At 44.0% G+C, this 26,625-nt stretch carries 19 protein-coding genes and 5 pseudogenes; 12 read left to right on the top strand and 12 right to left on the bottom strand.

Annotated features, from left to right (window positions below):
* Positions 1-100 precede the first annotated feature (100 nt).
* Positions 101-574, bottom strand: coding sequence for a trimethoprim-resistant dihydrofolate reductase DfrA14 (gene dfrA14, locus M1F05_RS21305; RefSeq protein ID WP_004201280.1), 474 nt, complete (start codon positions 572-574; stop codon positions 101-103).
* Positions 575-729: 155 nt separating this feature from the next.
* Between dfrA14 and intI1 the strand changes: the two genes are divergently transcribed.
* The 3 genes and pseudogenes from intI1 to M1F05_RS21290 all read left to right on the top strand — a co-directional run.
* Positions 730-1,743, top strand: coding sequence for a class 1 integron integrase IntI1 (gene intI1 / locus M1F05_RS21300; RefSeq protein WP_000845039.1), 1,014 nt, complete (start codon positions 730-732; stop codon positions 1,741-1,743).
* 305 nt (positions 1,744-2,048) lie between these two features.
* Complete coding sequence (locus tag M1F05_RS21295) at positions 2,049-2,606, top strand: recombinase family protein (protein ID WP_001162012.1); 558 nt, start codon at positions 2,049-2,051, stop codon at positions 2,604-2,606.
* A 2-nt stretch (positions 2,607-2,608) separates the two neighbouring features.
* Positions 2,609-3,823, top strand: a pseudogene (locus M1F05_RS21290) (DUF4158 domain-containing protein); the annotation flags it as partial.
* A 126-nt stretch (positions 3,824-3,949) separates the two neighbouring features.
* Here M1F05_RS21290 and lnu(G) read toward each other — a convergent pair.
* The 4 genes and pseudogenes from lnu(G) to M1F05_RS21270 form a co-directional block, all read right to left on the bottom strand.
* Positions 3,950-4,753 carry a lincosamide nucleotidyltransferase Lnu(G) gene (gene lnu(G), locus M1F05_RS21285; RefSeq protein ID WP_002333496.1) on the bottom strand — a complete coding sequence of 268 codons (804 nt, stop codon included), beginning with the start codon at positions 4,751-4,753 and terminating at the stop codon, positions 3,950-3,952.
* 318 nt (positions 4,754-5,071) lie between these two features.
* Positions 5,072-5,449: a DUF6262 family protein gene (locus tag M1F05_RS21280; RefSeq protein WP_002333497.1), complete on the bottom strand. Its 378-nt coding sequence runs from the start codon at positions 5,447-5,449 to the stop codon at positions 5,072-5,074.
* Positions 5,450-7,348, bottom strand: coding sequence for a tyrosine-type recombinase/integrase (locus M1F05_RS21275; protein ID WP_031911636.1), 1,899 nt, complete (start codon positions 7,346-7,348; stop codon positions 5,450-5,452).
* Positions 7,345-8,430: pseudogene (locus M1F05_RS21270) on the bottom strand (tyrosine-type recombinase/integrase). Before M1F05_RS21270 ends, M1F05_RS21275 begins: the two are co-directional and overlap by 4 nt.
* A 135-nt stretch (positions 8,431-8,565) precedes the next feature.
* On the opposite strand from M1F05_RS21270, the pseudogene M1F05_RS21265 reads away from it, so the two are divergent.
* The 3 pseudogenes from M1F05_RS21265 to M1F05_RS21255 form a co-directional block, all read left to right on the top strand.
* A pseudogene (locus tag M1F05_RS21265) lies at positions 8,566-10,326 on the top strand (Tn3 family transposase); the annotation flags it as partial.
* 33 nt (positions 10,327-10,359) lie between these two features.
* A pseudogene (locus tag M1F05_RS21260) lies at positions 10,360-10,650 on the top strand (alpha/beta hydrolase); the annotation flags it as partial.
* A 26-nt stretch (positions 10,651-10,676) separates the two neighbouring features.
* Positions 10,677-10,990: pseudogene (locus tag M1F05_RS21255) on the top strand (Tn3 family transposase); the annotation flags it as partial.
* Positions 10,991-11,007: 17 nt separating this feature from the next.
* Here the strand turns inward: M1F05_RS21255 and M1F05_RS21250 are convergent.
* The 3 genes from M1F05_RS21250 to M1F05_RS21240 form a co-directional block, all read right to left on the bottom strand.
* Positions 11,008-11,430 (bottom strand): hypothetical protein, encoded by a 423-nt coding sequence (locus tag M1F05_RS21250; protein WP_237072382.1) that lies wholly within the window; start codon positions 11,428-11,430, stop codon positions 11,008-11,010.
* Between the two features lie 135 nt (positions 11,431-11,565).
* Positions 11,566-12,000, bottom strand: coding sequence for a DUF6710 family protein (locus M1F05_RS21245; RefSeq protein ID WP_317634171.1), 435 nt, complete (start codon positions 11,998-12,000; stop codon positions 11,566-11,568).
* Positions 12,001-12,094: 94 nt separating this feature from the next.
* Positions 12,095-15,124 carry a Tn3 family transposase gene (locus M1F05_RS21240; protein ID WP_263057250.1) on the bottom strand — a complete coding sequence of 1,010 codons (3,030 nt, stop codon included), beginning with the start codon at positions 15,122-15,124 and terminating at the stop codon, positions 12,095-12,097.
* A 159-nt stretch (positions 15,125-15,283) separates the two neighbouring features.
* Between M1F05_RS21240 and M1F05_RS21235 the strand changes: the two genes are divergently transcribed.
* The 3 genes from M1F05_RS21235 to M1F05_RS21225 all read left to right on the top strand — a co-directional run bounded on the left by M1F05_RS21235 (position 15,284) and on the right by M1F05_RS21225 (position 17,409).
* Positions 15,284-15,898: a recombinase family protein gene (locus M1F05_RS21235; RefSeq protein WP_263057249.1), complete on the top strand. Its 615-nt coding sequence runs from the start codon at positions 15,284-15,286 to the stop codon at positions 15,896-15,898.
* 114 nt (positions 15,899-16,012) lie between these two features.
* The gene (locus tag M1F05_RS21230) at positions 16,013-16,426 is read left to right on the top strand and encodes a TIR domain-containing protein (RefSeq protein ID WP_036966639.1); all 414 of its coding nucleotides are present in this window, start codon (positions 16,013-16,015) and stop codon (positions 16,424-16,426) included.
* Entirely contained in the window at positions 16,423-17,409 is a 987-nt protein-coding gene (locus tag M1F05_RS21225) for a caspase family protein (RefSeq protein ID WP_263057248.1), read from the top strand. The genes M1F05_RS21230 and M1F05_RS21225 overlap by 4 nt, the downstream gene beginning before the upstream one ends.
* Before the next feature lie 48 nt (positions 17,410-17,457).
* On the opposite strand, the gene M1F05_RS21220 is transcribed toward M1F05_RS21225, so the two are convergent.
* From M1F05_RS21220 to M1F05_RS21210, 3 genes are all read right to left on the bottom strand, one after another.
* Positions 17,458-17,706 (bottom strand): hypothetical protein, encoded by a 249-nt coding sequence (locus tag M1F05_RS21220; protein WP_263057247.1) that lies wholly within the window; start codon positions 17,704-17,706, stop codon positions 17,458-17,460.
* A gap of 55 nt (positions 17,707-17,761) precedes the next feature.
* Complete coding sequence (locus M1F05_RS21215) at positions 17,762-18,643, bottom strand: DNA replication terminus site-binding protein (RefSeq protein ID WP_042849106.1); 882 nt, start codon at positions 18,641-18,643, stop codon at positions 17,762-17,764.
* 204 nt (positions 18,644-18,847) lie between these two features.
* Entirely contained in the window at positions 18,848-19,624 is a 777-nt protein-coding gene (locus tag M1F05_RS21210) for a hypothetical protein (RefSeq protein WP_237072381.1), read from the bottom strand.
* Positions 19,625-20,178: 554 nt separating this feature from the next.
* Here M1F05_RS21210 and M1F05_RS21205 point away from each other — a divergent pair.
* Positions 20,179-20,526 (top strand): hypothetical protein, encoded by a 348-nt coding sequence (locus tag M1F05_RS21205; RefSeq protein ID WP_042849109.1) that lies wholly within the window; start codon positions 20,179-20,181, stop codon positions 20,524-20,526.
* 44 nt (positions 20,527-20,570) lie between these two features.
* On the opposite strand, the gene M1F05_RS21200 is transcribed toward M1F05_RS21205, so the two are convergent.
* Positions 20,571-23,597, bottom strand: a complete 3,027-nt coding sequence (locus M1F05_RS21200; RefSeq protein WP_237072380.1) for a Tn3 family transposase — start codon at positions 23,595-23,597, stop codon at positions 20,571-20,573.
* Positions 23,598-23,780: 183 nt separating this feature from the next.
* Between M1F05_RS21200 and M1F05_RS21195 the strand changes: the two genes are divergently transcribed.
* Positions 23,781-24,410 (top strand): recombinase family protein, encoded by a 630-nt coding sequence (locus M1F05_RS21195; RefSeq protein ID WP_237072386.1) that lies wholly within the window; start codon positions 23,781-23,783, stop codon positions 24,408-24,410.
* 183 nt (positions 24,411-24,593) lie between these two features.
* Positions 24,594-26,588 carry a BCCT family transporter gene (locus M1F05_RS21190; RefSeq protein WP_042849111.1) on the top strand — a complete coding sequence of 665 codons (1,995 nt, stop codon included), beginning with the start codon at positions 24,594-24,596 and terminating at the stop codon, positions 26,586-26,588.
* Positions 26,589-26,625: the final 37 nt, after the last annotated feature.

Raw genomic sequence — 26,625 nt, 5'->3', positions numbered from 1 at the left:
TTAATTGTTGGGATTTGGCTGCATAACGTCGCTATCAATCGCGGAAAAGGCGTAGTGCGCGAAGCGAACGAAGCTTTTTGCCGTCGATTGCATAGCTTTGTTAACCCTTTTTCCAAATTTGATAGCAATAGTTAATGTTTGAAGTAAAGTGTTGCTCAAAAACAACTTCGAAGGTATTTGGAATACTCGGGAAGAAAACATCCCCCTCTGGCTCGATGTCGATCGTCGATAAGTGGAGCGTAGAGGCCATGGGTAATGTTTCTCGGTAAATTTCTCCGCCACCAGACACTATAACGTGACCGGTGAATTCAGCTAGCCTGTCCATGGCCTCTTCGATTGACTGAAATACAACTACATTGTCATCATTTGATGTCCAACCTGAGCGGGTAACGACCGCGTATTTCCTATTGGGGAGTGCGCCCATAGATTCAAACGTCTTGCGACCCACCAGAAGCCACTGATTGTAGGTCAATGCTTTAAAAAGTAGCTGCTCCCCTTTCGCGGACCAGGGTATGTCTGGACCGCAACCAATCACGCCGTTTTTCGCTTTCGCAGCCATCAATGATACTTTCAAGGTTCTCATCCTGGGTTAACTTTGTTTTAGGGCGACTGCCCTGCTGCGTAACATCGTTGCTGCTCCATAACATCAAACATCGACCCACGGCGTAACGCGCTTGCTGCTTGGATGCCCGAGGCATAGACTGTACAAAAAAACAGTCATAACAAGCCATGAAAACCGCCACTGCGCCGTTACCACCGCTGCGTTCGGTCAAGGTTCTGGACCAGTTGCGTGAGCGCATACGCTACTTGCATTACAGCTTACCAACCGAACAGGCTTATGTCCACTGGGTTCGTGCCTTCATCCGTTTCCACGGTGTGCGTCACCCGGCAACCTTGGGCAGCAGCGAAGTCGAGGCATTTCTGTCCTGGCTGGCGAACGAGCGCAAGGTTTCGGTCTCCACGCATCGTCAGGCATTGGCGGCCTTGCTGTTCTTCTACGGCAAGGTGCTGTGCACGGATCTGCCCTGGCTTCAGGAGATCGGAAGACCTCGGCCGTCGCGGCGCTTGCCGGTGGTGCTGACCCCGGATGAAGTGGTTCGCATCCTCGGTTTTCTGGAAGGCGAGCATCGTTTGTTCGCCCAGCTTCTGTATGGAACGGGCATGCGGATCAGTGAGGGTTTGCAACTGCGGGTCAAGGATCTGGATTTCGATCACGGCACGATCATCGTGCGGGAGGGCAAGGGCTCCAAGGATCGGGCCTTGATGTTACCCGAGAGCTTGGCACCCAGCCTGCGCGAGCAGCTGTCGCGTGCACGGGCATGGTGGCTGAAGGACCAGGCCGAGGGCCGCAGCGGCGTTGCGCTTCCCGACGCCCTTGAGCGGAAGTATCCGCGCGCCGGGCATTCCTGGCCGTGGTTCTGGGTTTTTGCGCAGCACACGCATTCGACCGATCCACGGAGCGGTGTCGTGCGTCGCCATCACATGTATGACCAGACCTTTCAGCGCGCCTTCAAACGTGCCGTAGAACAAGCAGGCATCACGAAGCCCGCCACACCGCACACCCTCCGCCACTCGTTCGCGACGGCCTTGCTCCGCAGCGGTTACGACATTCGAACCGTGCAGGATCTGCTCGGCCATTCCGACGTCTCTACGACGATGATTTACACGCATGTGCTGAAAGTTGGCGGTGCCGGAGTGCGCTCACCGCTTGATGCGCTGCCGCCCCTCACTAGTGAGAGGTAGGGCAGCGCAAGTCAATCCTGGCGGATTCACTACCCCTGCGCGAAGGCCATCGGTGCCGCATCGAACGGCCGGTTGCGGAAAGTCCTCCCTGCGTCCGCTGATGGCCGGCAGCAGCCCGTCGTTGCCTGATGGATCCAACCCCTCCGCTGCTATAGTGCAGTCGGCTTCTGACGTTCAGTGCAGCCGTCTTCTGAAAACGACACCATGTGCAAACGATGTCAGAATAGAGTTAAATTTCCTATTGATTGACATATTCCGTCAAAGGTAATAGATTTCATCCTGACACTTTTGCCTTTGGAGGCATCTTGCAAGGTCAACGCATCGGCTATGTCCGCGTCAGCAGCTTCGACCAGAACCCGGAACGGCAATTGGAGGGTGTTCAGGTGGCGCGGGTGTTCACCGACAAGGCTTCTGGCAAGGACACCCAGCGTCCCGAGCTGGAAAGGCTGCTGGCCTTCGTCCGCGAGGGCGACACCGTGGTGGTGCATAGCATGGACAGGCTGGCACGCAACCTTGATGACCTGCGCCGCATCGTCCAAGGGCTGACACAACGGGGCGTGCGCATGGAGTTCGTCAAAGAAGGGCTGAAGTTCACCGGCGAGGACTCACCGATGGCCAATCTGATGCTGTCGGTCATGGGAGCCTTCGCTGAGTTCGAGCGCGCCCTGATCCGCGAACGTCAGCGCGAGGGAATCGTGCTGGCCAAGCAGCGCGGTGCCTACCGGGGACGAAAGAAATCGCTGAACAGCGAACAAATTGCCGAGTTGAAACGGCGAGTTGCGGCAGGCGACCAAAAAACCTTGGTGGCCCGTGACTTCGGCATCAGCCGCGAAACCTTGTACCAGTACCTGCGGGAAGACTGACCATGCCACGCCGCTCAATCCTGTCCGCCACCGAGCGCGAAAGCCTGCTGGCACTGCCAGATGCCAAAGACGAACTGATACGGCACTACACGTTCAACGAAACCGACCTGTCGGTGATCCGTCAGCGTCGCGGCGCCGCGAATCGATTGGGCTTCGCTGTGCAGCTTTGCTACTTGCGATTCCCTGGCACCTTTTTGGGCGTCGATGAGCCTCCGTTTCCGCCCCTGTTGCGCATGGTGGCCGCGCAACTCAAGATGCCAGTGGAAAGTTGGAGCGAGTACGGCCAGCGCGAACAGACACGGCGGGAGCACTTGGTCGAGCTGCAAACGGTTTTTGGGTTCAAGCCCTTCACCATGAGCCACTATCGGCAAGCCGTGCATACATTGACCGAGCTGGCCTTGCAGACCGACAAAGGCATCGTGCTGGCGAGCGCACTTGTCGAGAATCTGCGGCGGCAGAGCATTATCCTGCCCGCCATGAATGCCATCGAGCGCGCAAGCGCCGAGGCCATCACCCGTGCCAACCGACGCATTTACGCGGCGCTGACCGATTCTTTGTTATCACCCCACCGTCAGCGCCTGGACGAACTTCTCAAGCGCAAGGACGGCAGTAAAGTGACGTGGCTGGCATGGCTGCGCCAGTCGCCTGCCAAACCGAACTCTCGCCACATGCTCGAACATATTGAGCGCCTGAAATCCTGGCAAGCACTTGATCTGCCCGCAGGCATCGAGCGGCAGGTTCACCAGAACCGCCTGCTCAAAATCGCTCGTGAAGGTGGCCAGATGACGCCTGCTGATCTGGCAAAGTTCGAGGTGCAACGACGCTATGCCACGCTGGTAGCGCTGGCCATCGAAGGCATGGCCACCGTCACCGATGAAATCATCGACCTTCACGATCGCATCATCGGCAAGCTGTTCAACGCGGCCAAGAACAAGCATCAGCAGCAGTTCCAGGCTTCCGGCAAGGCGATCAACGACAAGGTGCGGATGTATGGGCGCATCGGTCAAGCGTTGATTGAGGCCAAGCAAAGCGGCAGCGATCCGTTCGCCGCCATCGAGGCCGTTATGCCCTGGGACACCTTCGCCGCCAGCGTCACCGAAGCGCAAACATTGGCGCGGCCTGCCGACTTTGATTTCCTGCACCACATCGGTGAAAGCTATGCCACGCTACGCCGCTACGCGCCGCAGTTCCTGGGCGTGCTCAAATTGCGGGCTGCAAATTTATCAAGAGTAAACTATTAAAAATCCATTAAAATCAATACTTTCACTTTGAGAACATGTATTTAAAGTAAATAACAATTAAAGCCTGTATCTTAGTTATCACTTGAGATACAGGCTTTTTATTTATTCGTTCATATAATTAAACAGTTTGCCTAAAAAATCATCGCTAATGGTTAATTGATACTGTTTTTCAACGAGATTTCGAAGTTCCATAACGAGAAGCAAAGAGTTCTTATAGGCTTCATATAGTTCTAATTCATTTAATCGGGCAGTAGTCTTTTTAAACTTTTCATAGTTTTCAGGACTAATTTCTTTTTCAAGATTCTTTGTCATATTAAACCAATTATCGGCATTTTCTTCCGCAATTCGAATGAGTTGTAGTATATTTTTTTGTAATTGAGATAAAAGTTCCAGTGAACGTGCATTTTCCCCTCTTTTAAGAACATTAATCCCCATTAACCATAGGTTGGAAAAATTATTCAATAAAAAATTTACGTTTTCTTCTGTAAGTCTATTTGGTCCCGGACCTTCCAACTCTGATAAATACAATTCTAGTTGTCCTGTTTCATCATAAATAAACATTGCTTTTGTGTCAGGAATGTAGCCTGATTCTTTGAATGAAGGAATAATATTCATTTCGTTTTCGGAAAGGAAATGAAATTCACCACGTATTAGATTTTCAAAAATTACTACTTCCGTACCGTACTCATTTTGATAGAGTAAAGTGTAGGAAGCGACTTCATTTAGCCATTTTGCTGAATCAAAGGTGGAAATTGTATCATCTTTTAGAAAAACGTAATATTCTATATCAGAGTATTGATCTCCCTCTCCTTTTGTAAAAGAGCCATACATCATACAAGCAGATATTCGTTCATCTGACTGGACAAGTTCCTTAACCCTTGCCATTAGTTCCTTTTGTTTTAACAATTCGATTCCTTCTTTCTTTATTTTGATTCAGGGAGAAATAAAAAATCCTCCCAAATAATGTTGGAAGGATTAGTCATGTCACTTTTTAAGACACTCAAATAAAACTATTTAGCCTTTTTAGCTATTCAGTCTTACATTTATTTAGTATATGGAAAAATGGGCAGACTAATCCTAAGTTTTTAAACTGAAATATACTATTTCATTTGTTAAAAATTAGATTAGTTCTTCATTGTCCACCCATCTCTCCTTTCGATTAATAGTATATTAATTTTAACACTTCAAAGTTCAAAGCACAAGTTGGTGAAACTCATAGATTAACTATTCTCTAATGTACAAATCTCCGTATAATTTTTGGATCTGGTTCCTTAATCTTATATTTTCCTCTTCTAATTCCTTTACTCTTGTTTTTAAGGTTTTAATAAGGACTTCTTCAGAACGGGAGCTTTTCTTGGGTTTTGATATTACATTTTCTGTTTTTTGCTGTTTTCGGAGAGATTCAATCCTTTGCCTAATATCATGTTCCTTATAAAGCCATGATTTAGAAACATTAGCTTCCTTTGCAACTGTGTTAAAATTAATAGTCTTACCTTCAAGCGATAGTTTAGAGATAACCTTGTCTACATTTTCTCTAGTCCGCCTGGACTTTTGCTTTGCCAAACGCACAATTTCCTCTGTATTTCGTACCTGTTTAACCATCTAACTAATCCCCTTCAGGCTGCCAATTATTTGCTCTAGTCGCTCTTTAACACGGTTATTAGTCTCTATTTGCCTTTGCCATTGCTTTTCCTTAGCGACTGCCAATAACTCCTCAGTACGATTTAACTGTTCCTCATGCTGCGATAAAAACTGCTTACTTGTACAAAAATGAGTACAATCTAAACAAGCATTGGCGTGTGGACAAGAACCTGCTATTACTGGTAATCGGCAATAACCATTTGGAAGAACTTGTGCATTAATATTTTTCTTGAACCATTGAAGATCAACATCATCGACTTCATTGTCATTATCTAACTCAATTATATCTCCATTATTAGTTACCAGTTTTTCTTTGAATTTTGTAAATTCAGCTTTAAGGGTTTCATCAAAAATATGAGCATATCTGCTTGTCATTTCAGGACTTTCATGACCCAAAAACTTTTGTACAATATGCTGCGGTACTCCGTTATTAATCATTCTTGTTCCTACTGTATGGCGAAAGGCATGGGCATGGAATCTATAAATCTCGCCTGATTTATCGACTATTTTTTGCTCATAAGCTAATTTGTTTAACTCGTCTCTAAATGTTTCTTGTTTTAATGGCGATCCATCTTTTCTTGGAAAGAGGTATTCACTATCTGGAAACTCCCATGAAACTTTATCTTCCCGAACTTTAATCAATAAAGCTACCTCTTTTGATATTGGAACTATATGCTCCTTTTTCATTTTCCATTGATAATACTTTAAAAAGTAATCTCCATCTTTGTCCTCTAATAGACAACCTTTTTTCAAGGTGCACAATTCGCTTATCCTCATCCCACATTCTTGGACTATCATAGTCATCGTAGCTATATATTCGGGTAATTTATCAAGATGACTGTTCAATTGCTCCAGAACGTATTCATCTATAAAACGAGGTTTTGCTCTCGGTATTTTGGGATAGTCTTCTGGATAGATTAACACCTTGGAAGGAATATCATTCCATTCTAGCCTTAGAAGGGTACTAAATAGTCCTTCCAATATAGAGATCCTCCCAGTTATTGTGCTAGGCTTTATCCCCATCATATTTAATTCGCTTAAATATGCTTCAATTTCCATTCTCGTTAATTGGTTTATTCTCTGAACGTGTTTAAAATTCATGTCCAAGAAATTAAAGAACTCTTTAAGTTTTTGGGCGATATCACATACATAGGAAAAGCTATCCGTATTTAATCTCAATTTACAATATCTTTTTACGAGTTGTTTAAAATACGTATTGCGAACCCCTTTAAAGTTAATTACATATTCATATTGTGTCGGATTAACCTTATCATCTGGCAAAGGTAACTTACGTCTATCCCAAATGTCTTTATCCCACTCCTCCCCATCAAAATAAAAGTCCTCATAAAACTCCATAAATTGTTTTAAATTAGTAACATAGTAAGAATTAGCTTCTACAGCTATTTTTTCTTGATTAGCAGTAATCTTATAATTAGTAGTGGTAATTCTAACACCCTGTTCTGTCAAATATGTCCTATATTCCGTCATTGCTTTTTTAATAGGAACTTCAGTAATTGAAGTAATGTTAGGATACTTTAAATCTAAAAAATCTAACATTCTATTAATTACAGTTCCTTTTCTAATCCATACAGTTTTTGCATTCCATATTCCATTATTTAAATGGTAAAAATAAAAATATTTCAATTCTGTTCTTAACCACAGATTTTTAACACGTTCAAAACGAACCCACCGATTTCTTAAAGTAGGGTTCTTACTTAATTCTATGGCAGAAGGATGCGGACATTTCCTTATATCCCAACTATTATTAGCCCAAAATCCCTGCAATTCTTCATTCATTGCAGCTATTTTCTTACTGATCTCACTCTGACTGATAATTTTCCTTTTACTAGAATCATTCATTTCTTATGTTCCTTTCTCTCAAGATATTTATTAAACTCATTTTTCATATCTTGATCTGAAAGATGAACATAGGTATTTAACGTTGTTTGAACATGTGCATGGCCCAACCTCTTTTGAACGTGTGCAACATCCCATCCATCCCTAATTAGCTGCGTTGCATGAGTGTGGCGTAGCATATGCGGCGTAAACTCTATTCTAGTTCTTTTAACTATTCTTCTAACTAGATCAAGAACACTTTGGTACTTTAGTGGTTTTCCAAAATAGCCTTCTTTTAAAGAAATAAAAACATAATCATGCTCCAAGTCCTCACCATACTCATATACCAAATAATCTGTATAAAGTGCCATAAGTTCTTTACTCACATGTATTGTTCTTTCCTTCCTTAATTTAATATAGGCCTCATTAACATTAACGTCTCTGGGTGTTAAATGGATTTGATTGTCCCAAGTGGCAATATCCTCAAGCCTTAGCGATAACACTTCACCGATTCTTAAACCACCCTCATACATAAGCATTAAAATTAATTTATCCCTCTTCGTATGACAAGCATCAATAATTTGCTTAACTTCCTCTGATGTTAGTGTTCTTATCTGCTTCTTTTTAACCCTTAACTTTAAGATATTCTTTTGATATTTACCCTTATTAATATGATGTAAAAACCCCTTAAAATTTCTCCCCTTTGCTTGTTTAAATACATCAATTGACTTAAATTCTCCTAATCTACTTAAATATTCCAGATAACTCATAACAGCATTTAAAATTGTATTCACTGTCGTTTCTTCTCTTATGGCTTCTTTTGACTAGAGATCAATTACATTTGCTGCTGTTGGGTATCTCAACCAACCTACAAAATCTGCTAATTTCTCAAAGTTAATATCATTAAGGGTAATCCCCCTCTGTTCCATAAACTCATATAGCAACTTTAAATGATAGCAGTATGCTTTAATGGTATTTGGTGACTTACCAGTATTATCTAGATATTTTATAAACCTCATTACTGGTTCTATTACCTGATATTCTTCATCTAGCAATAAATACAATGGATATGGCTTATTCTCCACTTTTATCCTTTGAACCTTCACATCCTCCCACCTCTCTTTAACCACTTTAACTACTATAAATTATAGACCTTGTTAATTTTTATTTAAAGTAAAAACCTCCCTAATATCCCCCTCCTAAACTACTTTAACTACTATTATTCATTATACTATGGATAAGCGCCCGCCGCCAAGGGTGTGCTCGATGCCATCGACATGCTGCGCGGCATGAACAGCGACAGCGCGCGCAAGGTGCCCGCCGATGCGCCAACCGCATTCATCAAGCCGCGCTGGGCAAAGCTGGTTCTGACCGACGACGGCATCGACCGGCGTTACTACGAGTTATGCGCCCTGTCGGAGCTGAAGAACGCGCTGCGCTCCGGTGATGTCTGGGTGCAGGGTTCTCGCCAGTTCAAGGACTTCGACGAATACCTGGTGCCGGTCGAGAAGTTCGCCACTTTGAAGCTGGCCAGCGAATTGCCGCTGGCAGTGGCCACCGACTGCGACCAATACCTGCATGACCGGTTGGAATTGTTGGAGGCGCAACTCGCCACAGTCAACCGCATGGCTGCGGCCAACGACTTACCGGATGCCATCATCACCACCGCGTCAGGCCTGAAGATCACGCCGCTGGACGCGGCAGTACCAGACGCCGCGCAAGCCATGATCGACCAGACAGCTATGCTGCTGCCGCACCTCAAAATCACCGAGTTGCTGATGGAGGTCGATGAATGGACGGGCTTCACCCGCCACTTCACACACCTGAAGACCAGCGACACGGCCAAGGACAAAACCTTGCTGTTGACGACGATCCTGGCCGACGCGATCAACCTGGGTCTGACCAAAATGGCCGAGTCCTGCCCTGGCACCACCTACGCCAAGCTGTCTTGGCTGCAAGCCTGGCACATCCGCGATGAAACCTATTCGACGGCGCTGGCCGAGCTGGTGAATGCGCAGTTTCGGCAACCCTTCGCCGGCAACTGGGGTGACGGCACCACGTCATCGTCGGACGGCCAGAACTTCAGAACCGGCAGCAAAGCAGAAAGCACTGGTCATATCAACCCGAAGTATGGAAGCAGTCCAGGACGGACTTTCTACACCCATATCTCCGACCAGTACGCGCCCTTCAGTGCCAAGGTGGTCAACGTGGGCATTCGTGATTCAACTTACGTGCTTGATGGCCTGCTGTACCACGAGTCGGACTTGCGCATCGAGGAACACTACACCGACACGGCAGGCTTCACCGATCACGTGTTTGGCTTGATGCATTTGCTGGGATTTCGCTTCGCGCCGCGTATCCGTGACTTGGGCGAAACCAAGCTATTCATCCCCAAGGGCGATGCCGCCTATGACGCGCTCAAGCCGATGATTAGCAGCGACAGGCTGAACATCAAGCAAATACGCGCCCATTGGGATGAAATTCTGCGGCTGGCCACCTCCATCAAGCAAGGCACGGTAACGGCTTCGCTGATGCTGCGCAAACTCGGCAGCTACCCGCGCCAGAACGGCTTGGCCGTGGCGTTGCGCGAGCTGGGGCGCATCGAGCGCACGCTGTTCATTTTGGATTGGCTGCAAAGCGTGGAGCTGCGCCGCCGCGTCCATGCGGGGCTGAATAAGGGCGAGGCGCGCAACGCGCTGGCCAGGGCGGTCTTCTTCTACCGATTGGGTGAAATCCGCGACCGCAGTTTTGAGCAGCAGCGCTACCGGGCCAGCGGCCTCAATCTGGTGACGGCGGCCATCGTGTTGTGGAACACGGTATATCTGGAGCGTGCCACCAGTGCTTTGCGTGGCAACGGCACGGCGCTGGACGACACATTGTTGCAATATCTGTCGCCGCTGGGGTGGGAGCACATCAACCTGACCGGCGATTACCTATGGCGCAGCAGCGCCAAGGTCGGTGCGGGGAAGTTTAGGCCATTGCGACCGCTGCCACCGGCTTAGCGTGCTTTATTTTCCGTTTTCTGAGACGACCCCTATCCCGTTGAGCTGGCCGGGCGGGTATTTACCTTAAAGAAACAGATGCTGGACAATATTCAGGAACACAAAATCGCTCATAAGGTGTTCGCCATGAACAAGCCTCTGCTTATTTTTCATGCGACTGAAGATGATACTGTGTTAATTGAGCAGGCCGAAAAAATATTCAAAGCAGCAAAGCATCCCAAGAGTTTCATTTCGTTGGGTAAGGCGGATCACCTTCTGACTCATACTCAGGATGCTGAATACGTTGCCGATATCATTATATCGTGGAGCGAATGTTACCTATAAACAGAGTAAATGCGTTCAAACTCGTAGCGCAGAGGGCGATTTTCTGCAGAGATCGGACGCTGTTTATGCTGGACTGATTTTGCGATAAAGGCTTAGGCCGATGCATACAGGTGGGGCTGAATAAGGGTGAGGCCCTTGGGCGAGCATCCTTCATGCACCGGCTGAATGAAATCAGGGATCTGGGGGTGAGAGGATCAGCGTTACCACGCCACCGGCGCTGACACTACATACGGCGGCGATAACACTCTGGAATACGGTTTATATAGAAAGAACCATTGAGCCGCTTAAGCAAAAAGGAGTCCCTGTTAATGAACTGCTGGTCTCTCATCCTTCTCCACTGCTGTACAAAATATAGTCTTAGCGTGGGATAATTTCCGTTTTCCAAGCGGACCCCATTTTGTTTACCCCGACATGGTGGGGAGTCAAGCCAGCACGATCTAAGCGGTATTTTACAAAATCCGGCAATTCCTCGGATGGGGGGCAAGTTTCACGCTTGCGGCCGTTTAAAACTTCACGCCGAACCGCTGCAATAGTCCCTGTGATTGTGACTTCCTGCCCTTCTGAAAAATACACGCTTTTTTTAACCTCACCCGGCACGCCAACGGCTTGTGCTGTGCGCGACAAGATGTAGGTATCATTGCCGGTGCCCGGTTGAATGGAAAACGAGTATGGGAGTTTTGCCTTGCACTGTTCCTGAATGAAATAATCCAGATGCTGATGTATCCGGTATAAGTCGTAGGACGAAATCCTTAAGCGAAGCGTACTTTCGAAATAATTCATGCTTTTTCTCACCAAAGGCCTTAGGCTGTATTACCTAAGGTTTGCTTATGGTAATGGGTAGGCGTCAGGTGACGAAATTGGGACTGAAAAAGAAAGAGGCAGATTCAGAAGGTTACGAAGTAAGTATTGCCATATTCATTCTGTTGCTGATGTGAGCATCCTACCAAGCTCAAACAATGCAGCACGGCGATGACATGTTACTTTGTCAAAGACCGTGCCATTCCGGTACCAAAATTTTCCATCGGTCTTTACTTGAGAGAATAATGGTGACATGTCGTAGACAGTATCTGGAATTATCATGCCTTCATTGGCGAGGACACCAGCAGTAATTGAATGGTTTCCACCGAATACAAAAGCTATATTCCAGGGAAGCCAAATCATTACTCGGTGGTTCATTTCATCCTGCTCCCAAGGGTTTCCCGCATGGAACCCTATGGAAGATAATGCGGATACATAACGATTGTAGTTCCAAGGACAAGGTAATATTAATGATGTAGATAGATCAGCAACATAGCTCGTTTCGTGGGTTAAACATGACTGTAGAGCATCATAATCAAGTACATCAAAAATATCTGAGAAAAAGAATTTATATGGGTTAACAAAGTCATCAGAGCGTGCATCCGTACCTTCTTGGGGTTCTACGCCGGAATCCCAGATTTTTCCGTTATCCTAGTTTTATCCCCATAACTAAAGTATCCAAGTCAATAATTTCATTGCTGCTTTGGAAGGTATAATGCCCATTCAGTAGTATGTGTTGCCAAGCTACAGGGGATATTCGCATTAATGCATCAATCCCTTTTACATTCCCTTCCGCTTCAAACCGCTCCTGCAAACGCGATAGGATCGCTGAGTTGTAATAAATAATAGCGTTGCTGATTAGTCGCCCACATTGATTGCTGATTTCTGTCTCAATATCCCCTTTCCCGGTTAACTCTTTCTTTCCACCGACTTTAGCCACTGCCCCTCGGAGTTGATGGTAAGATTCAATTCGGTTTTGAGACCGGCGAATATTTCGCTCCAGTTGAGGATCCCGTAAATATTTTAATGTGTAAATGCTGCGAACCAATCGGTCATATTCAAAAACGGCCTGCCTTGTTGGATTAGCGGTTGTATAGGTACATAACTTGCGGATCAGCGTGCCTTGTGTCATTTCCTTCAATCCTAATGTAGCAACTATACGGTCGAGATTGTTTTTTTCACGCGTGATGAGGTCAAGGTCAATTTGTCCAACGGGCTGGATAAAACCTTTTTTATATATTGAAGGATCTTGAGCACAGTATAACTCCTGTAATTGTTTGTTCAGATCCGTAAAATGAGGCTCAAAACGCAGGCCGAACCAGTGTAAAAGTGCAAAGTTGGCTTTGTTGATACTGTGCATATCACCGGTAATTGCGGTTGGCTTTACCTCTGAGGTATTGCGATACCAAATATCAAAAACATGATGACCTTCATACTCGTTGGTTCCAATTAGATATCCATTAATCGGAATATGGTTGCAAAGTAACGTGTAAGCGACTAAACCTTTGCCTCGTCCAAAGTATTTACGTGAATGACGTGCCTTCACGGTAGGCCGTTCTACGCCAAATTTTTGGCCATCAACCGCACCGTAAAGTGTTCCAGGTTCAAATGAATAATGTGGAAAAATGGGAAGTGTTTCGATGGCATCAGTAATACAGTCATTCGCTGTCAATAGCGAGGCTAACCGGAGGTACTGTTCATACGTAGTTTCAAGTATATGGAACGGAATATCACTGGTTCGCGCCATCACATGATGACCATGGTTCATAGCCTGAGCGACAATAACCGCGGTTAGGCTATCGGTATCCGCTTCTTTTTTAGCATAGCGAGGTTGCAATGGTTTCATCACCGAGAGAAATCGGCATTGTTCGTTAACAAAACGGAACACATCAGTGACATCACAAAATGGCAATTGCTCATAAAAACGCTTTATCTTTGACTTATGACGATTAATTACGGATTTATGCCATGTCAGTTTTTGAGCCTCTTTATCATACTCCAAATGTTTTAACTTCCCTTGCTTCAATTCGCGATTGAATGCTTTCCACTGGCGGTGTAGCTCCAATTCTAATGCCTTAAGTTGGGTTTTTATGGGCTTTTGCAAAAAGGGAATATCCATTGTAACCAACACATCAGCTTGTTCTTCCTCGGGGACCAATTCATCTGAAAAATGTCGATGTCGCAGACTGTGATTAAGGTGGAATTCCCCAGATTGAAAACGTTTTCTTATCTGCCGGTACAGCCAAAACTCGTAACGTTCGGCATTCAATCCAATGGGTGCTCCATCTTCGCTGAATTTGAGTAAATAAGGATGTAGTTGTTTTGGTATCGTCCCGAGTGGGCATTCCGCAAAAGGGCGCTGTGAGAGCGTCTGTTTTTTCTGAAATACTCTTTTTAGCCAAGCCAAAGCTTCAGCCCATGGACTCTCCGGAATGACGCAAGTAAGGTCAAGCAACAAATATAAGGGCCGTAAATGACGTCGTACTAATGCCGACAATTTATCCACCGCCTGCCACTGCAACGCCAACTTGCTGATAGGTTTGACACTCATACGCTGCGCTGTGGTTTTAAGCGCCTCCTTCGGCATGATTTTCCACGCTCGACGGCGAATTTCACCAAAGGTGGTCAGATCAGGAACGCTATCATCCACATAAATCGACAATAGTCGACCGATTTTAGTGGTTTCTCGACGGTGTTTTTCTTGTACTTCAGACAGAAGCTGATTAGCCACATTTCGGCTTTCATCTTCAAGCTGCTTCATGTGAAAAAGCATGGCTTCCAACAGGTTATCACTAAACTGCCGATAACGTATCCACGCATAACACAGCAAATAAAGACGGGTCTGTTCAGGTTTTAGGCTACGGAGGTCATAAACCGTATAGAAATTGACTAGGCTGGCATAATACAATAAATTTTGTTGGGAAATGTTCAATACCGGTAAAACTTCACACGCTTTACGATGTAACGGCTCCAATCTAGCCCGTTTTTCACGCTCATACGCCATTTGACGCCAGCCAAAATCGCGCGCATCCTGTTTGAGAACCGTTAGCTGAGATAACGTATCATCCCGTTCAATCAGTTTGTTGAGATCCTCAATAGTGGCATCATCAAGTGTATCGTTTAAAATACACCCAAGCCTTTTTCTTTCATCAGAAAGGGCTCGACTCACCAATTCTTGGAGCGTGGTGTAACCGGGGCGAATAATTTTTTGGTGATTTAGCCAGATGATCAGCTCAGTGGCGATAAAATTGGGTGTGACATCTCGGCGCGCAATGTGAACCGCTTGCTGCTCTAGTTGTGAAGACAACGAAGATGACCAGGGTTGATAACCATACAGCGCACAAATTTTTTCTCGTTGAGCATAACGCTCATACTTAGAGGGCGTCTTTTTCGGGAGAGAATTACCGGGAAAATAACGACTTAAAACAAAATGGCAATCGTCCAATACATCATTCCAGCTAAAACGAAAAAATAAATGCTTTCCTTTAAAATATGCTATTTGAAGAATACAAAAAAGTTGAGCATGAAGTCCCTTTCGACTATTGACCAATTCCAATTCACATTCGTCCAAAGCAATAAATTCCATTCTTTGAGCATCATCGAAGTCAGGGAGGCCATAAAGTGCTTCCTGTTCAGCGTTTGAAAGAATGCTGAGAAGTTTATTTTTATTGGCCATCCTTGTTCCTTATATAATTTATAATAAATGTCACTTTATCATTAAAATAAACCTTTTGTGTGTCATAATTTAAATGACGGGTAATGTGACATTTATTGACAGACTCTGGTCTTAAATTCAGAATGTCACATAATCGAACGTATATGTGACAGGTGAAAAATGTTAATTGGCTATATGCGGGTATCAAAAGCAGATGGTTCTCAGGCGAATGATTTACAGCGTGATGCGCTGATCGCTGCCGGCGTTGACGCTGCCCATCTTTATGAAGATCGGGCATCGGGCAAGCGAGAAGATCGGCCTGGACTTATTGCCTGTCTGAAGGCGCTACGACCCGGTGATGCGTTGGTCGTATGGAAACTGGATCGACTGGGCCGTGACCTGCGCCATCTAATAAACACAGTGCATGAGCTGACCGGGAGAGGAATAGGCCTGAAGGTATTGACCGGTCATGGCGCGACTATCGATACCACAACCCCTGCTGGTAAACTTGTATTTGGCATCTTTGCTGCACTGGCCGAGTTTGAGCGCGAACTGATTGCTGAGCGAACGACTGCTGGTCTGGTGTCAGCAAGAGCCCGCGGACGGAAAGGCGGTCGTCCGTTCAAGATGACCCCTGCTAAACTACGTCTGGCGATGGCTGCAATGGGACAATCAGAGACCAGGGTTAACGACTTGTGCCGGGAACTGAACATCACTCGACAGACGCTATATAGGCACGTTTCACCTAAAGGGGAATTGCGCCCGGATGGAGTGAAACTCCTGTCACATACTTAATTTCAATTGTCGAGCCCTGTCGCAGACATTCATTGAATCACTATGTTATTGTGATTTTTGCAGCTTTATCTTCTTTATAATCAATACTCATTAGCTAATTACAAGGAGTAGTCAATGGCAGATCCAAGAGCGTTCATCAGTTTCGATTTTGATCACAACGAAACTGAAAAAAATCTATTCGTAGGTCAATCCAAGAATTCAAAAACCCCTTTCTCAATTCAGGATTGGTCTGCCAAATCAGCAATGGCTCAGTCAGAATGGGAGGCCATAGTTAAAGATAAGATCAACAAGTGCAATATGTTGATCGTATTGGTCGGCAAAACCATGGCTAGTGCTACCGGCGTTGCTAAAGAAATAAAGATGGCCAAAGACCAAAATGTCCCAGTGTTCGGTGTATATGTCGGTGGTGCGGACAGTTCCAGCAACTTGCCTGATGGGCTCCAGCGCAACAGGACTATCAGTTGGGACTGGGCGAACATTGCCTCTGCGGTTGATCAAATGATGGGAGAAGGGAAGAACAAAGAATGAGAAAGGCACTTGTCGTTGGCATCGACTATTACACTAACGTTTCACCACTTCATGGTTGCGTGAATGACTCGTTTGCAGTTAAAGCTATGTTGGACAGACACGCTGATGGATCGGTTAATTTCGGCATGAAACATCTAACTGCGACTGGGCCAAATGACCTTGTTGGTCGAGACGAACTTAGACAAGCAATCGAAAGTCTTTTTGCAGATGACGGTGATATTTCACTCTTTTACTTCGCTGGACACGGTCATATTGAGGCAACAGGTGGCTATCTTTGTTCTTCGGACGTTAAAACCGGGAATGATGGTGTTTCGTTGTCTGAGATAATGATTATGGCCAATCAATCGAAAGTTAAGAACCGCATAATCATTCTCGATAGTTGCCACAGTGGTGTTGCAGGTGGAAGCGCACTACAGCAACAGGTGGCTGAGATAAGCGATGGGGTGACTATTCTTACCGCGTCAACTGCGGAACAATATGCTACTGAGGAAAATGGTGCGGGTGTCTTCACCAGTTTATTCGTCGATGCACTTGGTGGTGCGGCCGCAAACCTTGTCGGAGATATAACTCCTGGTGGTGTTTACGCACACGTTGATCAATCTCTTGGGCCATGGGCACAGCGGCCAGTATTCAAAACTAACGTTAAGCGTTTTGTTTCTTTGCGTAAAGTTCGCCCCCCACTGGAACTTGCTGAACTTCGTCGAATTTCAGAATTTTTCCCTGAACCTGGTTTTCAGTTCCGACTTGACCCAACTTATGAGCCTGAGAGACACGAATCCTGGGCTACAGACCCGCAAGGTGTCCCGGCACCAGATCCTGAGCACACTGCAATTTTCAAAATCCTACAGAAATACACCAGTGTAGGGCTTACCAGGCCTGAAGGAGCCCCACATATGTGGCATGCAGCCATGGAAAGTAAATCTGTTAGTCTTACAGCTCTTGGTGAGCATTACAGGCAATTAGCAGCAAAAGACCTCATATAAAATAACTTGCTCCACTAACAGGCGAACAGTATTTTCGCCTGTTAGCTTCTAACCATTCGGGTAACGGAAAAATCTGGGGTTCCGGCGTAGAACCCCTTCTTCAGCTACCGCTATCAGTAAGTCACTTTGAATGTTTCTTCCGATGGCATTGATTAGCAACGGTATTGACCTCCCTCCGATTGACTGCCCCACAGCAATAATTCTGTTGAATTTCTCATAATTCATTTCTTGGATTTTACGCTGTTCATCCAAAATATGGTTCTTGATAATATGATTTTTCAGCTTACTTAAAAACATGATGATTATCTCGAATTATTGATTATTTGATTTCTGCTGTTCCAAGCAAAATACCTCACACAAGCAGCACTTCGATGGTTTCGCCATGATAAGTACCTATGACCTCAGTTGCCAGGCGGTCACTGTTACGCTGGATATCGCGCGGTGCATAGTTTTGAAGTGGCTTAATATCCAGACGCTGATCTTGAATGACAATATAGGGCATCAAAGCGGTTACGGTTTTCAATGCGGCAGTCGCTGCACCATCTTCATTACGAAATACGATGTTTGCCACAGGCTGTATTTTGGCTGGCCGACGCAGGCGCAACTTTTCCTGAGGGGTATTTGCAATTTTCTGGGCAAGATTACCGACAGGTAAGCTCACGGCACTATTGTCAATGACATCCGTTTGCATAGATGCCAGCAATTTAGTTTTGTCTGGGATCCGCAGTAGCGATTTGCGTTGCCATGAGAAGCGGACAGATTGAAGGTCGGCATTATGCCAGGCACGGATTTGGCGGTACAGATGTAGAGTCATAACACCAGGACACGCATTATGTAGTGCAGAAAAGCGCGCATTCTGATTACCGAACTCACTGATGATGTGGTCCTGTATAGACTGCTTACTAAAGTTAATGGCCGTGATCAGCGCCATGACTTCAGCTGAGAATTCTGGGTTGTCATCCGCGTACCAAAGTACACCGGCAGTTCGACGCGTCGATTTCTGAGAAAGCCCATCCTTAATATGCAGATCGGTGTAAGCTTTTTGGGCCTGCTCGATGGCTTGAGCGCCATACATTAGAATCGGTTCAATACGGGCAACCGGCAGGTTTTCTTCACCATCGGCCACTGGCGGTATAACGCAAACGCGTGCATATAGCGGAGACTTCTCCGCCAGCACTCGATTGAGCAACGCCAAGTCATCTTCCAGGCGATGGAAGGTTTGTGCGATGTTCATAATAATAAATCCCCGAGAAAGGGTAACGTGCTAACCCCCCACCGTGGTGGGGGCTGTATATATATCCATACTTTATACAATTATCAGGCGGGAATGCAAGAATTCGTTATTTCACATGAAGCCGGGGTTTGAGATTAACCGAGGAACGTAGTGTGTTCGGAAACTAGAACTTTGGCGTGATCAACTATCCATGTATGTGCTTCTTTAACTGTGCCTGGGGCATTCTGGGCTGCATAAGAGCTGGCAAAATTCGGAATGGACTTTCAATCTGGCCGCTAATGTCATTAAACTTGCTACCTGTTCCACGGTGAGGGGTCTGTTGAGAACTATAGCCTGTGCTTTTGCTTGAAGCTTGCTCCGCAGAAACCTAAAAACCAATGCCAGAAGTAGCGTGAACATAATGAATGGAATGCCTTCCGCCAGTGTGTTTTGCGGATTAAGCAGGATAAGGCCGAGCACTCCACTCAGGAGGAAGAAACCAATACTCATCCACTTTAAGACAGGCGTTCCATGTCGATATACAATGAGTTTAATAATCTGGGTATCTGGTAAATCCTTCCCCATCGGTAATGAATATGCTGTTTGTATCGCTTTAGCTAACCCGTCATCGAATTGGCCGAGCGTCAGAGGTTTGTCTTTGTCTTTAACCCAGGCGTCGAACTCTGGTTTCACATCACTCTCTTCTATCAGATCGATATAGAACTGTGTTAGCGGCCATTCTATCTGTTGGTCATAATAGGCTTGTGGTCCACCCGCGTCATCCAGAGCGCGAATTTTAATTGCATACTTAGAGATACCAAACAGCACTACCGCAACAAACAAGATTGCGGAAGCCAGAATCAGTCTGTCTATATCCATGCCGGTAAAGAGCGAGTAAATAAACAGGGCGACACTTACCACTTGCAGCACCGCTGTACCAATAACAAAAAACCAAGCACTCTTGCCCAGAAAGGAAATGCATGCGTCAATATTTAACTTCATCAGATAATTAGCCCGCTTAATAATAGATATTAATAATACCTAAACCACGATCAGCTGCATCAGGAAATGACAGCAAACCGATCTGCTTTTTCCTATGCATGAGAAATTTACCCTGTTGAAATACGCCATGCCATAACCGATATCAGTTCCAACATTACAAATCTAGACCAACATACAATATGATTTAATTAACCCACCGCTGCCACACTGAAGACCTTCTTTACCTACTTTATCGCTGAATTTACCGAATCCCCCGCCTCTTATTTTTTCTCTTTTTTTCTCTCTTTTATCTCTTCTTTTCTCGCGTCGGTCATTCAGGAAGAACTTGCCGATTCCAAATAATGACACCGAACCCAAGCGGGCTTTCATATTATCGCGGAACAATGAGGATAGAGCTCGGGCTGGGTTTTGCCCCAAGCGGAGCGCCGGGGCATGGGGTTATACCCTTTATTGTATGTTGGTCTAGATATTAGGTTATTAAACCTTCTTAATATGACTTTAATTAAAACTGCATTATCATTACTTAAAAATGACAACCTCATCAGGAATAGCAAATGGAACTATTAAAATCAGAAATACCATTCACAATTCATGATAGTGAAATTAGTCAGGGGCCATTTCCAGCAAATGGTTTCCTACCATTATTTGAAACTGATTTTGGCAACGGCGATTACTATGGTTTGTACTGGCCTATCGGTCTTGAAAATGAACGCCCTATAGTTTGCGAACTATTTCACGATGAATGGCGTCTCGCCCCCGTTTTTTCAAATGCGTTAATATTGGCGGAGTGCCTGGAAATGGATAATGACTGTCAGGATGATGATTCAGTGATTGACGATCCCCTGCTTGGGGTTGTGTGCCCATTTCATCGAAAAGTCCAAAGTTTGCTTGTAGCCCTTTGATATCAAGGACTACAGCCGATATATAGTTTAATAATATTAATAGACTATGCCGCTAAGCTTAACGACTCTTCTGAAATAAGAGGATCTAAATTCTCCAGTAATCTTTCCAGTACAATATTATCTTTTTTAAGGCCAAAGGTGTAATTACCGGCCAGCTGTATATGCTGCCATGCGACAGGTGATAACTCAGCTATCATATTCACCGCTTCTTGATTATTTTCACGCGCAAATTTTTCAATCAAACTGGATAATAATGCAGAATTATAATAAATAATGCAGTTAGCAATGATACGAGCACAATCATTCCATTGTTCTATCTGGTAATCATCGCCACCTCTGAATTGATTACCATTAATTGACGCAATTGCACGCCGTAATTGATGGTAAGCCTCACCCCGATTAAGTGCTTGTTGGACAAACTGCCTGAGCATTTTGTCATCAACATAATCGAGAACGTATAAACACTTAATTATTCGGTCATATTCACGAAGAGCCGCTAAGGTGCGATTGTTTTTCTTACTGTTAGAAAGCTTAGTAATCACCGTGCTTTGTGTCGTCGTTTTACGGCTTAATGAACAAATTATCCATTGAATATTTTCCCACTCTTCTTGAATGAGTGATAAGTTGAGCGATTTTTTAAGTTTCAGGGAAAGGATTTCATCATACTCGATCTCAAACAATTCATTAAAAACGTGTTTAAATTTTGCATATCGCGGGGCAAACTGATACCCAAAGAGATCAAGGATAGCAAAGTTTACATTGTTAACGCCATGCGTGTCTGTTGCTAATGTTTTGGGCTGAATATGGCTGGTATTATTATAGAGTAAATCGAATGCGTGGTGAGCCTCATATTCATTGGCTGAAATCACTTTCGTATTTATTGGTACATGATTTGAAACTAATGTGAGTGCTGATACGCCTTTCCCTTTTCGGAAATATTTAGCAGAAAAACGGGCTTTAAATGTATTGATTCGGCAACCATGTTTTTGGCCATCAATACTACCAAATGGGGCACTTTCGTTAATCGTATAATATTTGAAAATGGGGAGTTTTGCTAAAGCATCAGCTATCATATCATTAGCTTCACTCGTTGTTTCAGGCCTAATATACCCATCATTGACGGCTCTAAGCACACCGATGGCTCTATCTGATATTGATGACATATGATGAACACCATAGTTTGAGCCATTTCCAAATATGCAAGCAAGTAAATCGCCCTCTTTGGCCTTAGTGTTTTTCTTTTTTGAGGCGATATTTTTGAATGCATCTAAGTAACCCGTTTTTTGATGAACATAGTCCATAATTTCAATGATCCCCATATGTTGGAGCTGGTTATATATGGGATTATCAATATCATCTTTCCAGCGTTTATTCGCCAGTTTCCATGTTAACTGATTTGAACGCGGTTGAAGTGTCACGAAATCATTGGCTCCATCATGGATATTACGACCAATACGCTCTATTTGATCGCTCAATTTTTGCGTTAATTCCGAAAGCGTTTGTTCTATTGGCGTATTGAGCCGAGTTAACCCTGTTTTTTGAATGATGACATGGCTTTTTTTCCACTCGGCGGCTGAAATCAAATCATCGGCTAAACGCTTGTTATTGGCGCTTTCATTGATATAAATATGGTTACTCTCAATCATCCTAGCTACTTTTTGGTATAAATAGTATTCAAATCGTTGAGTATTAACCTGTTCATCTATCAAGATAAAAGGTTTATCGTTTTTTAACAGTAATCGCTGATCGACGGTAGAAATGTGCTTATCTTTTTGAAGTTCTAATTTTGCTGTTAATAATTGGGAAGACAGCAGGTGTAATCCTGGTTCGCATTCGATATCAATAGCGAGAAAAAGTGATCTCATCGTATTCGCAATTTTTCTGTATTGTGTATCAATGTATAGCCACTCATAATGGGTTTTATCAAAATTATTCTTATTAAGATGTTGACTTATTAACTGAATTTCATCTTTAGAGATCATTGTAAATGCATTTTGGCGAATATCACCAAATTGCGTATTGTCACTGACGGTTTCATCAACAAAGAGGTGTAAAATATTACCCGCATGCATTAACTTTTCACGAATAATTTCCAGTTCTTCTGCAATGCGTAACTTAGCTGAAGCACTCGCAGCTTCCCTTTGCTTTCTCGTCACATACAAAAAAGCTGTTACCAATTTATCATTAGTTTCTTGATAGCGAAAAAATAGATAACAAACCAGATATAACATGCCTTGCCATTCGGGAAATCGACGAATTTTATAAATCGATTGATGTTGAATAATCGATGCATAATAGCTTAAGTTACCTAATGATAATCTCAATTCACCAACAAGACGTTTTACGTCGGGATACACACTTTTTATGGTGTTATGCGTTTCAATTTCACTTGCGAGCTCTGTAGGTGTAAAATCTTTAGCTGCGCCTTGTTGACCAGATAGACTATTTAATACTCCTTTTGTATGCAGTATCTTCTTTAATTTTTTATGTATTATTGGTGGCACGCTATTTGACAGGATCAACTCGGTTCGATGCCTCTCATTAGCTAAAATCGTGGTGACCATATTTTGCAAAGTGGAATAACCCACTAATCCAATTCTGTTTTGACCTAAAAAAGCGAGGCATTCATCAAAAATATATTTGGGATATGTGCAGATTGTTGCGACATCATTTAAGCGCTCTATCAAAGCTTGTTTATCTCGCTTTAATAGCCGCGAAAAACCGAGTATTTCATACATTTTCGCTATCAATGTTGCACGAGTACTTTTAGCAATAAAGGGGTATTTCGGTTTTCTATTTGGAAAATGAGTCGCATAAATGTAGTCAACATCGTGTTTAACCTCTCGTAGCTTAAATTGAGCAACAACAGGCTTAGCGCGAAAATAACCGATCAGAAGAATTAAATATATTTTCGTTTCAATTTTTCCCATTTTAGCGAGGATTTTTTTGATACTCGGATCTAATGAAAAATATTCTTCACGCTCAATTTGATTAAATATTGGACGAGAATAGAGCTCATGAATTTCCTGTTCAGTCAAAATTTGAATACGGCCTGATTTAATCTCTTTCATTGTGGTTATGTTCTATCCTCTATCCTCTAAAAATAAACAACATCATATAATGAATGCGCGCGTAATCGATACAGAAGTGCAATTTAAGTCTACCTTAACTACACTAGGTAAACTCTAGTGTAATAAGTATAAAAAATAGATGTATAATGCACTACTATAACAACACCAATGTATAGTGCACCGATGAAGACAAATATACGAATTTATGGATATCTACGTGCTTCTACGCATGAACAGGATGTGTCAAGAGCAAAAAATGAACTGTTGAAATTTGCTGAAGGAATGGGGCTACAAATTGCCTGCTGGTTTGAAGAAAATGAGTCAGGCGCTCAGCTTCACAGACCTGAACTCTTTCGCTTACTCAATGTGGCCATGCCCGGTGATATTATTTTAGTTGAACAGGTAGATAGAATTAGCCGCTTGAATGCCGATGACTGGGAAAAATTAAAATATCTCATTGGACACAAAGGGTTAAAGGTCGTTTCTTTAGACCTCCCAACCAGTTACCAGTTTATGAGTCGCACCGATGAATTTACAGAACGAATGCTTGCTGCCCTTAACAGTATGATGTTAGACATGCTGGCAGCGGTTGCAAGAAAGGATTACGAAGATAGACGGCGTCGTCAAGCGCAAGGAGTGCAAAAAGCCAAACAAGAAGGGAAGTATAAAGGCCGTCCGATCAACAAAATATTACACCAAAAAATTGAAGGCCTTCTGATGGAGAAAAAAAGCTATAGCCAAATAGAAAACCTGATAGGTTGTTCGCGGCATACTATTTCGAAAGTATCAAAATCGATGAAAATAGCGCAATAAATGTCCCTCTATTCGTTTATCAAGTTTATGTTACTCAACAATGAGTCATACCGCGTGGAATGACATGAGAGAGATATTTAAGTATAAACAAGTGATTGGATACTTTTTAATTAAATAACTTATATTTATCACAATAAACCGAGCTTCATGACAATCATGAGCACGCATTAAAAGGGAGATTGAATGTCATTATCACCACAAAAGTCTCAAACGTGGGGGAAGATAAATCCGCCCGTTTTCTTTGTTTCCGCTTTTATTATTATATGTGTCGTTGCAATAGCCGCTATTTTTCCTCAACGTTCTGAAATTTTGCTCAAAGCTCTACAGGCACAACTTTTTGAGAATGCCAGCTGGTTTTATATTCTGGCTGTTGCCTTAATTTTATTGACTGTCGCCTATTTAGGCCTCTCTCGATTTGGTGAAATTAAATTGGGTCCTGACCATTCCCAGCCCCAATTCAGTTATCTTTCCTGGTTTGCTATGTTGTTTTCTGCTGGAATGGGAATTGGGCTTATGTTTTTTGGGGTCGCAGAACCCGTGATGCATTATCTTGCTCCTCCCATTGGAGACCCACAGACAGTTCAAGCTGCAAGAGAAGCGATGGAAATTACGTTTTTCCATTGGGGACTACATGCTTGGGCGATTTATGCGATTGTCGCCTTAATTCTCGCTTTTTTTAGTTATCGACATGGCTTACCGCTCACCTTACGTTCAGCACTTTACCCGATCATTGGTGAACGGATTTATGGACCTATTGGTCATGCTGTCGATATTTTTGCTGTTGTCGGCACCGTTTTCGGGGTGGCGACATCATTAGGCTTTGGTGTTTTGCAAGTGAATGCAGGATTAGCACACCTCTTTGGTTTTCCCGTTAGTCCAACGATGCAAGTGATTTTGATTGTGGTGATCACGGGATTAGCCACGTTATCGGTGGTCAGTGGTTTAGATAAAGGGATACGAATTCTCTCTGAGATCAATCTCAGTTTAGCCGGATTGTTACTGCTATTGATTGGGATTTTAGGCCCGACCGTATTGTTACTCAAATCTTTTGTCCAAAATACAGGCGCTTATCTTTCAGATATTATCAATAAAACCTTCAATCTTTATGCTTATGAACCGCAATCCAGTGAATGGTTGGGGGGATGGACATTATTGTATTGGGGATGGTGGCTTTCATGGTCGCCTTTTGTCGGGATGTTTATCGCCAGAATTTCTCGAGGGCGTACCATTCGCGAGTTTGTCACTGGCGTTCTGTTTGTCCCTGCCGGGTTTACGCTACTTTGGATGACTTTTTTTGGCAATAGTGCCATCCATCTGATCCGCGATAATGGGGCAGAAATGTTGGCGCAAGTGGTTCAAAAAGACGTTGCTCTCGCTTTATTTGAATTTTTAAATTACTTTCCGTTTTCATCTGCCCTTTCTTTTGTCGCGATGCTGATGGTCATTGTTTTTTTTGTGACATCCGCGGATTCCGGTGCGATGGTTGTCGATACGTTAGCCTCCGGTGGTGAAATTCACACGCCAGTATGGCAACGTATTTTTTGGGCCTTTTTGATGGGGGCCGTTGCAATCACACTTTTACTGGCCGGAGGATTAACGGCATTACAAACCATGACAATTGCTACCGCGCTACCCTTTGCGATTATTTTATTGACTGCTATCGTCGGATTGCTAAAAGCCTTACGTATTGATGTTTACAAAAAAGACAGTCAACAGCTTGCCACTTTAGCACCGAATACAGGACGTGGGGGGTTATCATGGGAGCGTCGATTACGTAAAATAGCCTTCTTCCCTAAACGTAATCAGGTTAAACGTTTCATGACAGAAGTGATTGAGCCCGCTATGCAATCTGTCATCACTGAGTTGGAAAAGCAGAGCACAGAGGCCGCTATCCATAATAAGGACGATAGGGTGACTCTGGAAGTGCAATTTGGTGAGAGTCTCAATTTTCTCTATGAAATACGATTACGGGACTACCTGACGCCGTCTTTTGCATTAGTGGGGATGGATGATGATGAAAATAATGAACCTCAGAAATATTACCGCGCTGAAGTCTATTTAAAGGAAGGTGGGCAGGACTACGATATTATGGGATGGAGTGAAGCGCAGATTATTCATGATATCCTCGATCAATATGAAAAACACATTCACTTTATTCATATTGTGGATAAATCGTAGCCACTTATTATGATAGAGAGGTGACGAAAGTGAGTCA

Source organism: Providencia sp. PROV252 (genome assembly GCF_033676005.1).
GTDB lineage: Bacteria > Pseudomonadota > Gammaproteobacteria > Enterobacterales > Enterobacteriaceae > Providencia > Providencia vermicola.
Note: the sequence above shows the minus strand (reverse complement) of the source record. Positions and strands in the feature narration are given on the sequence as shown.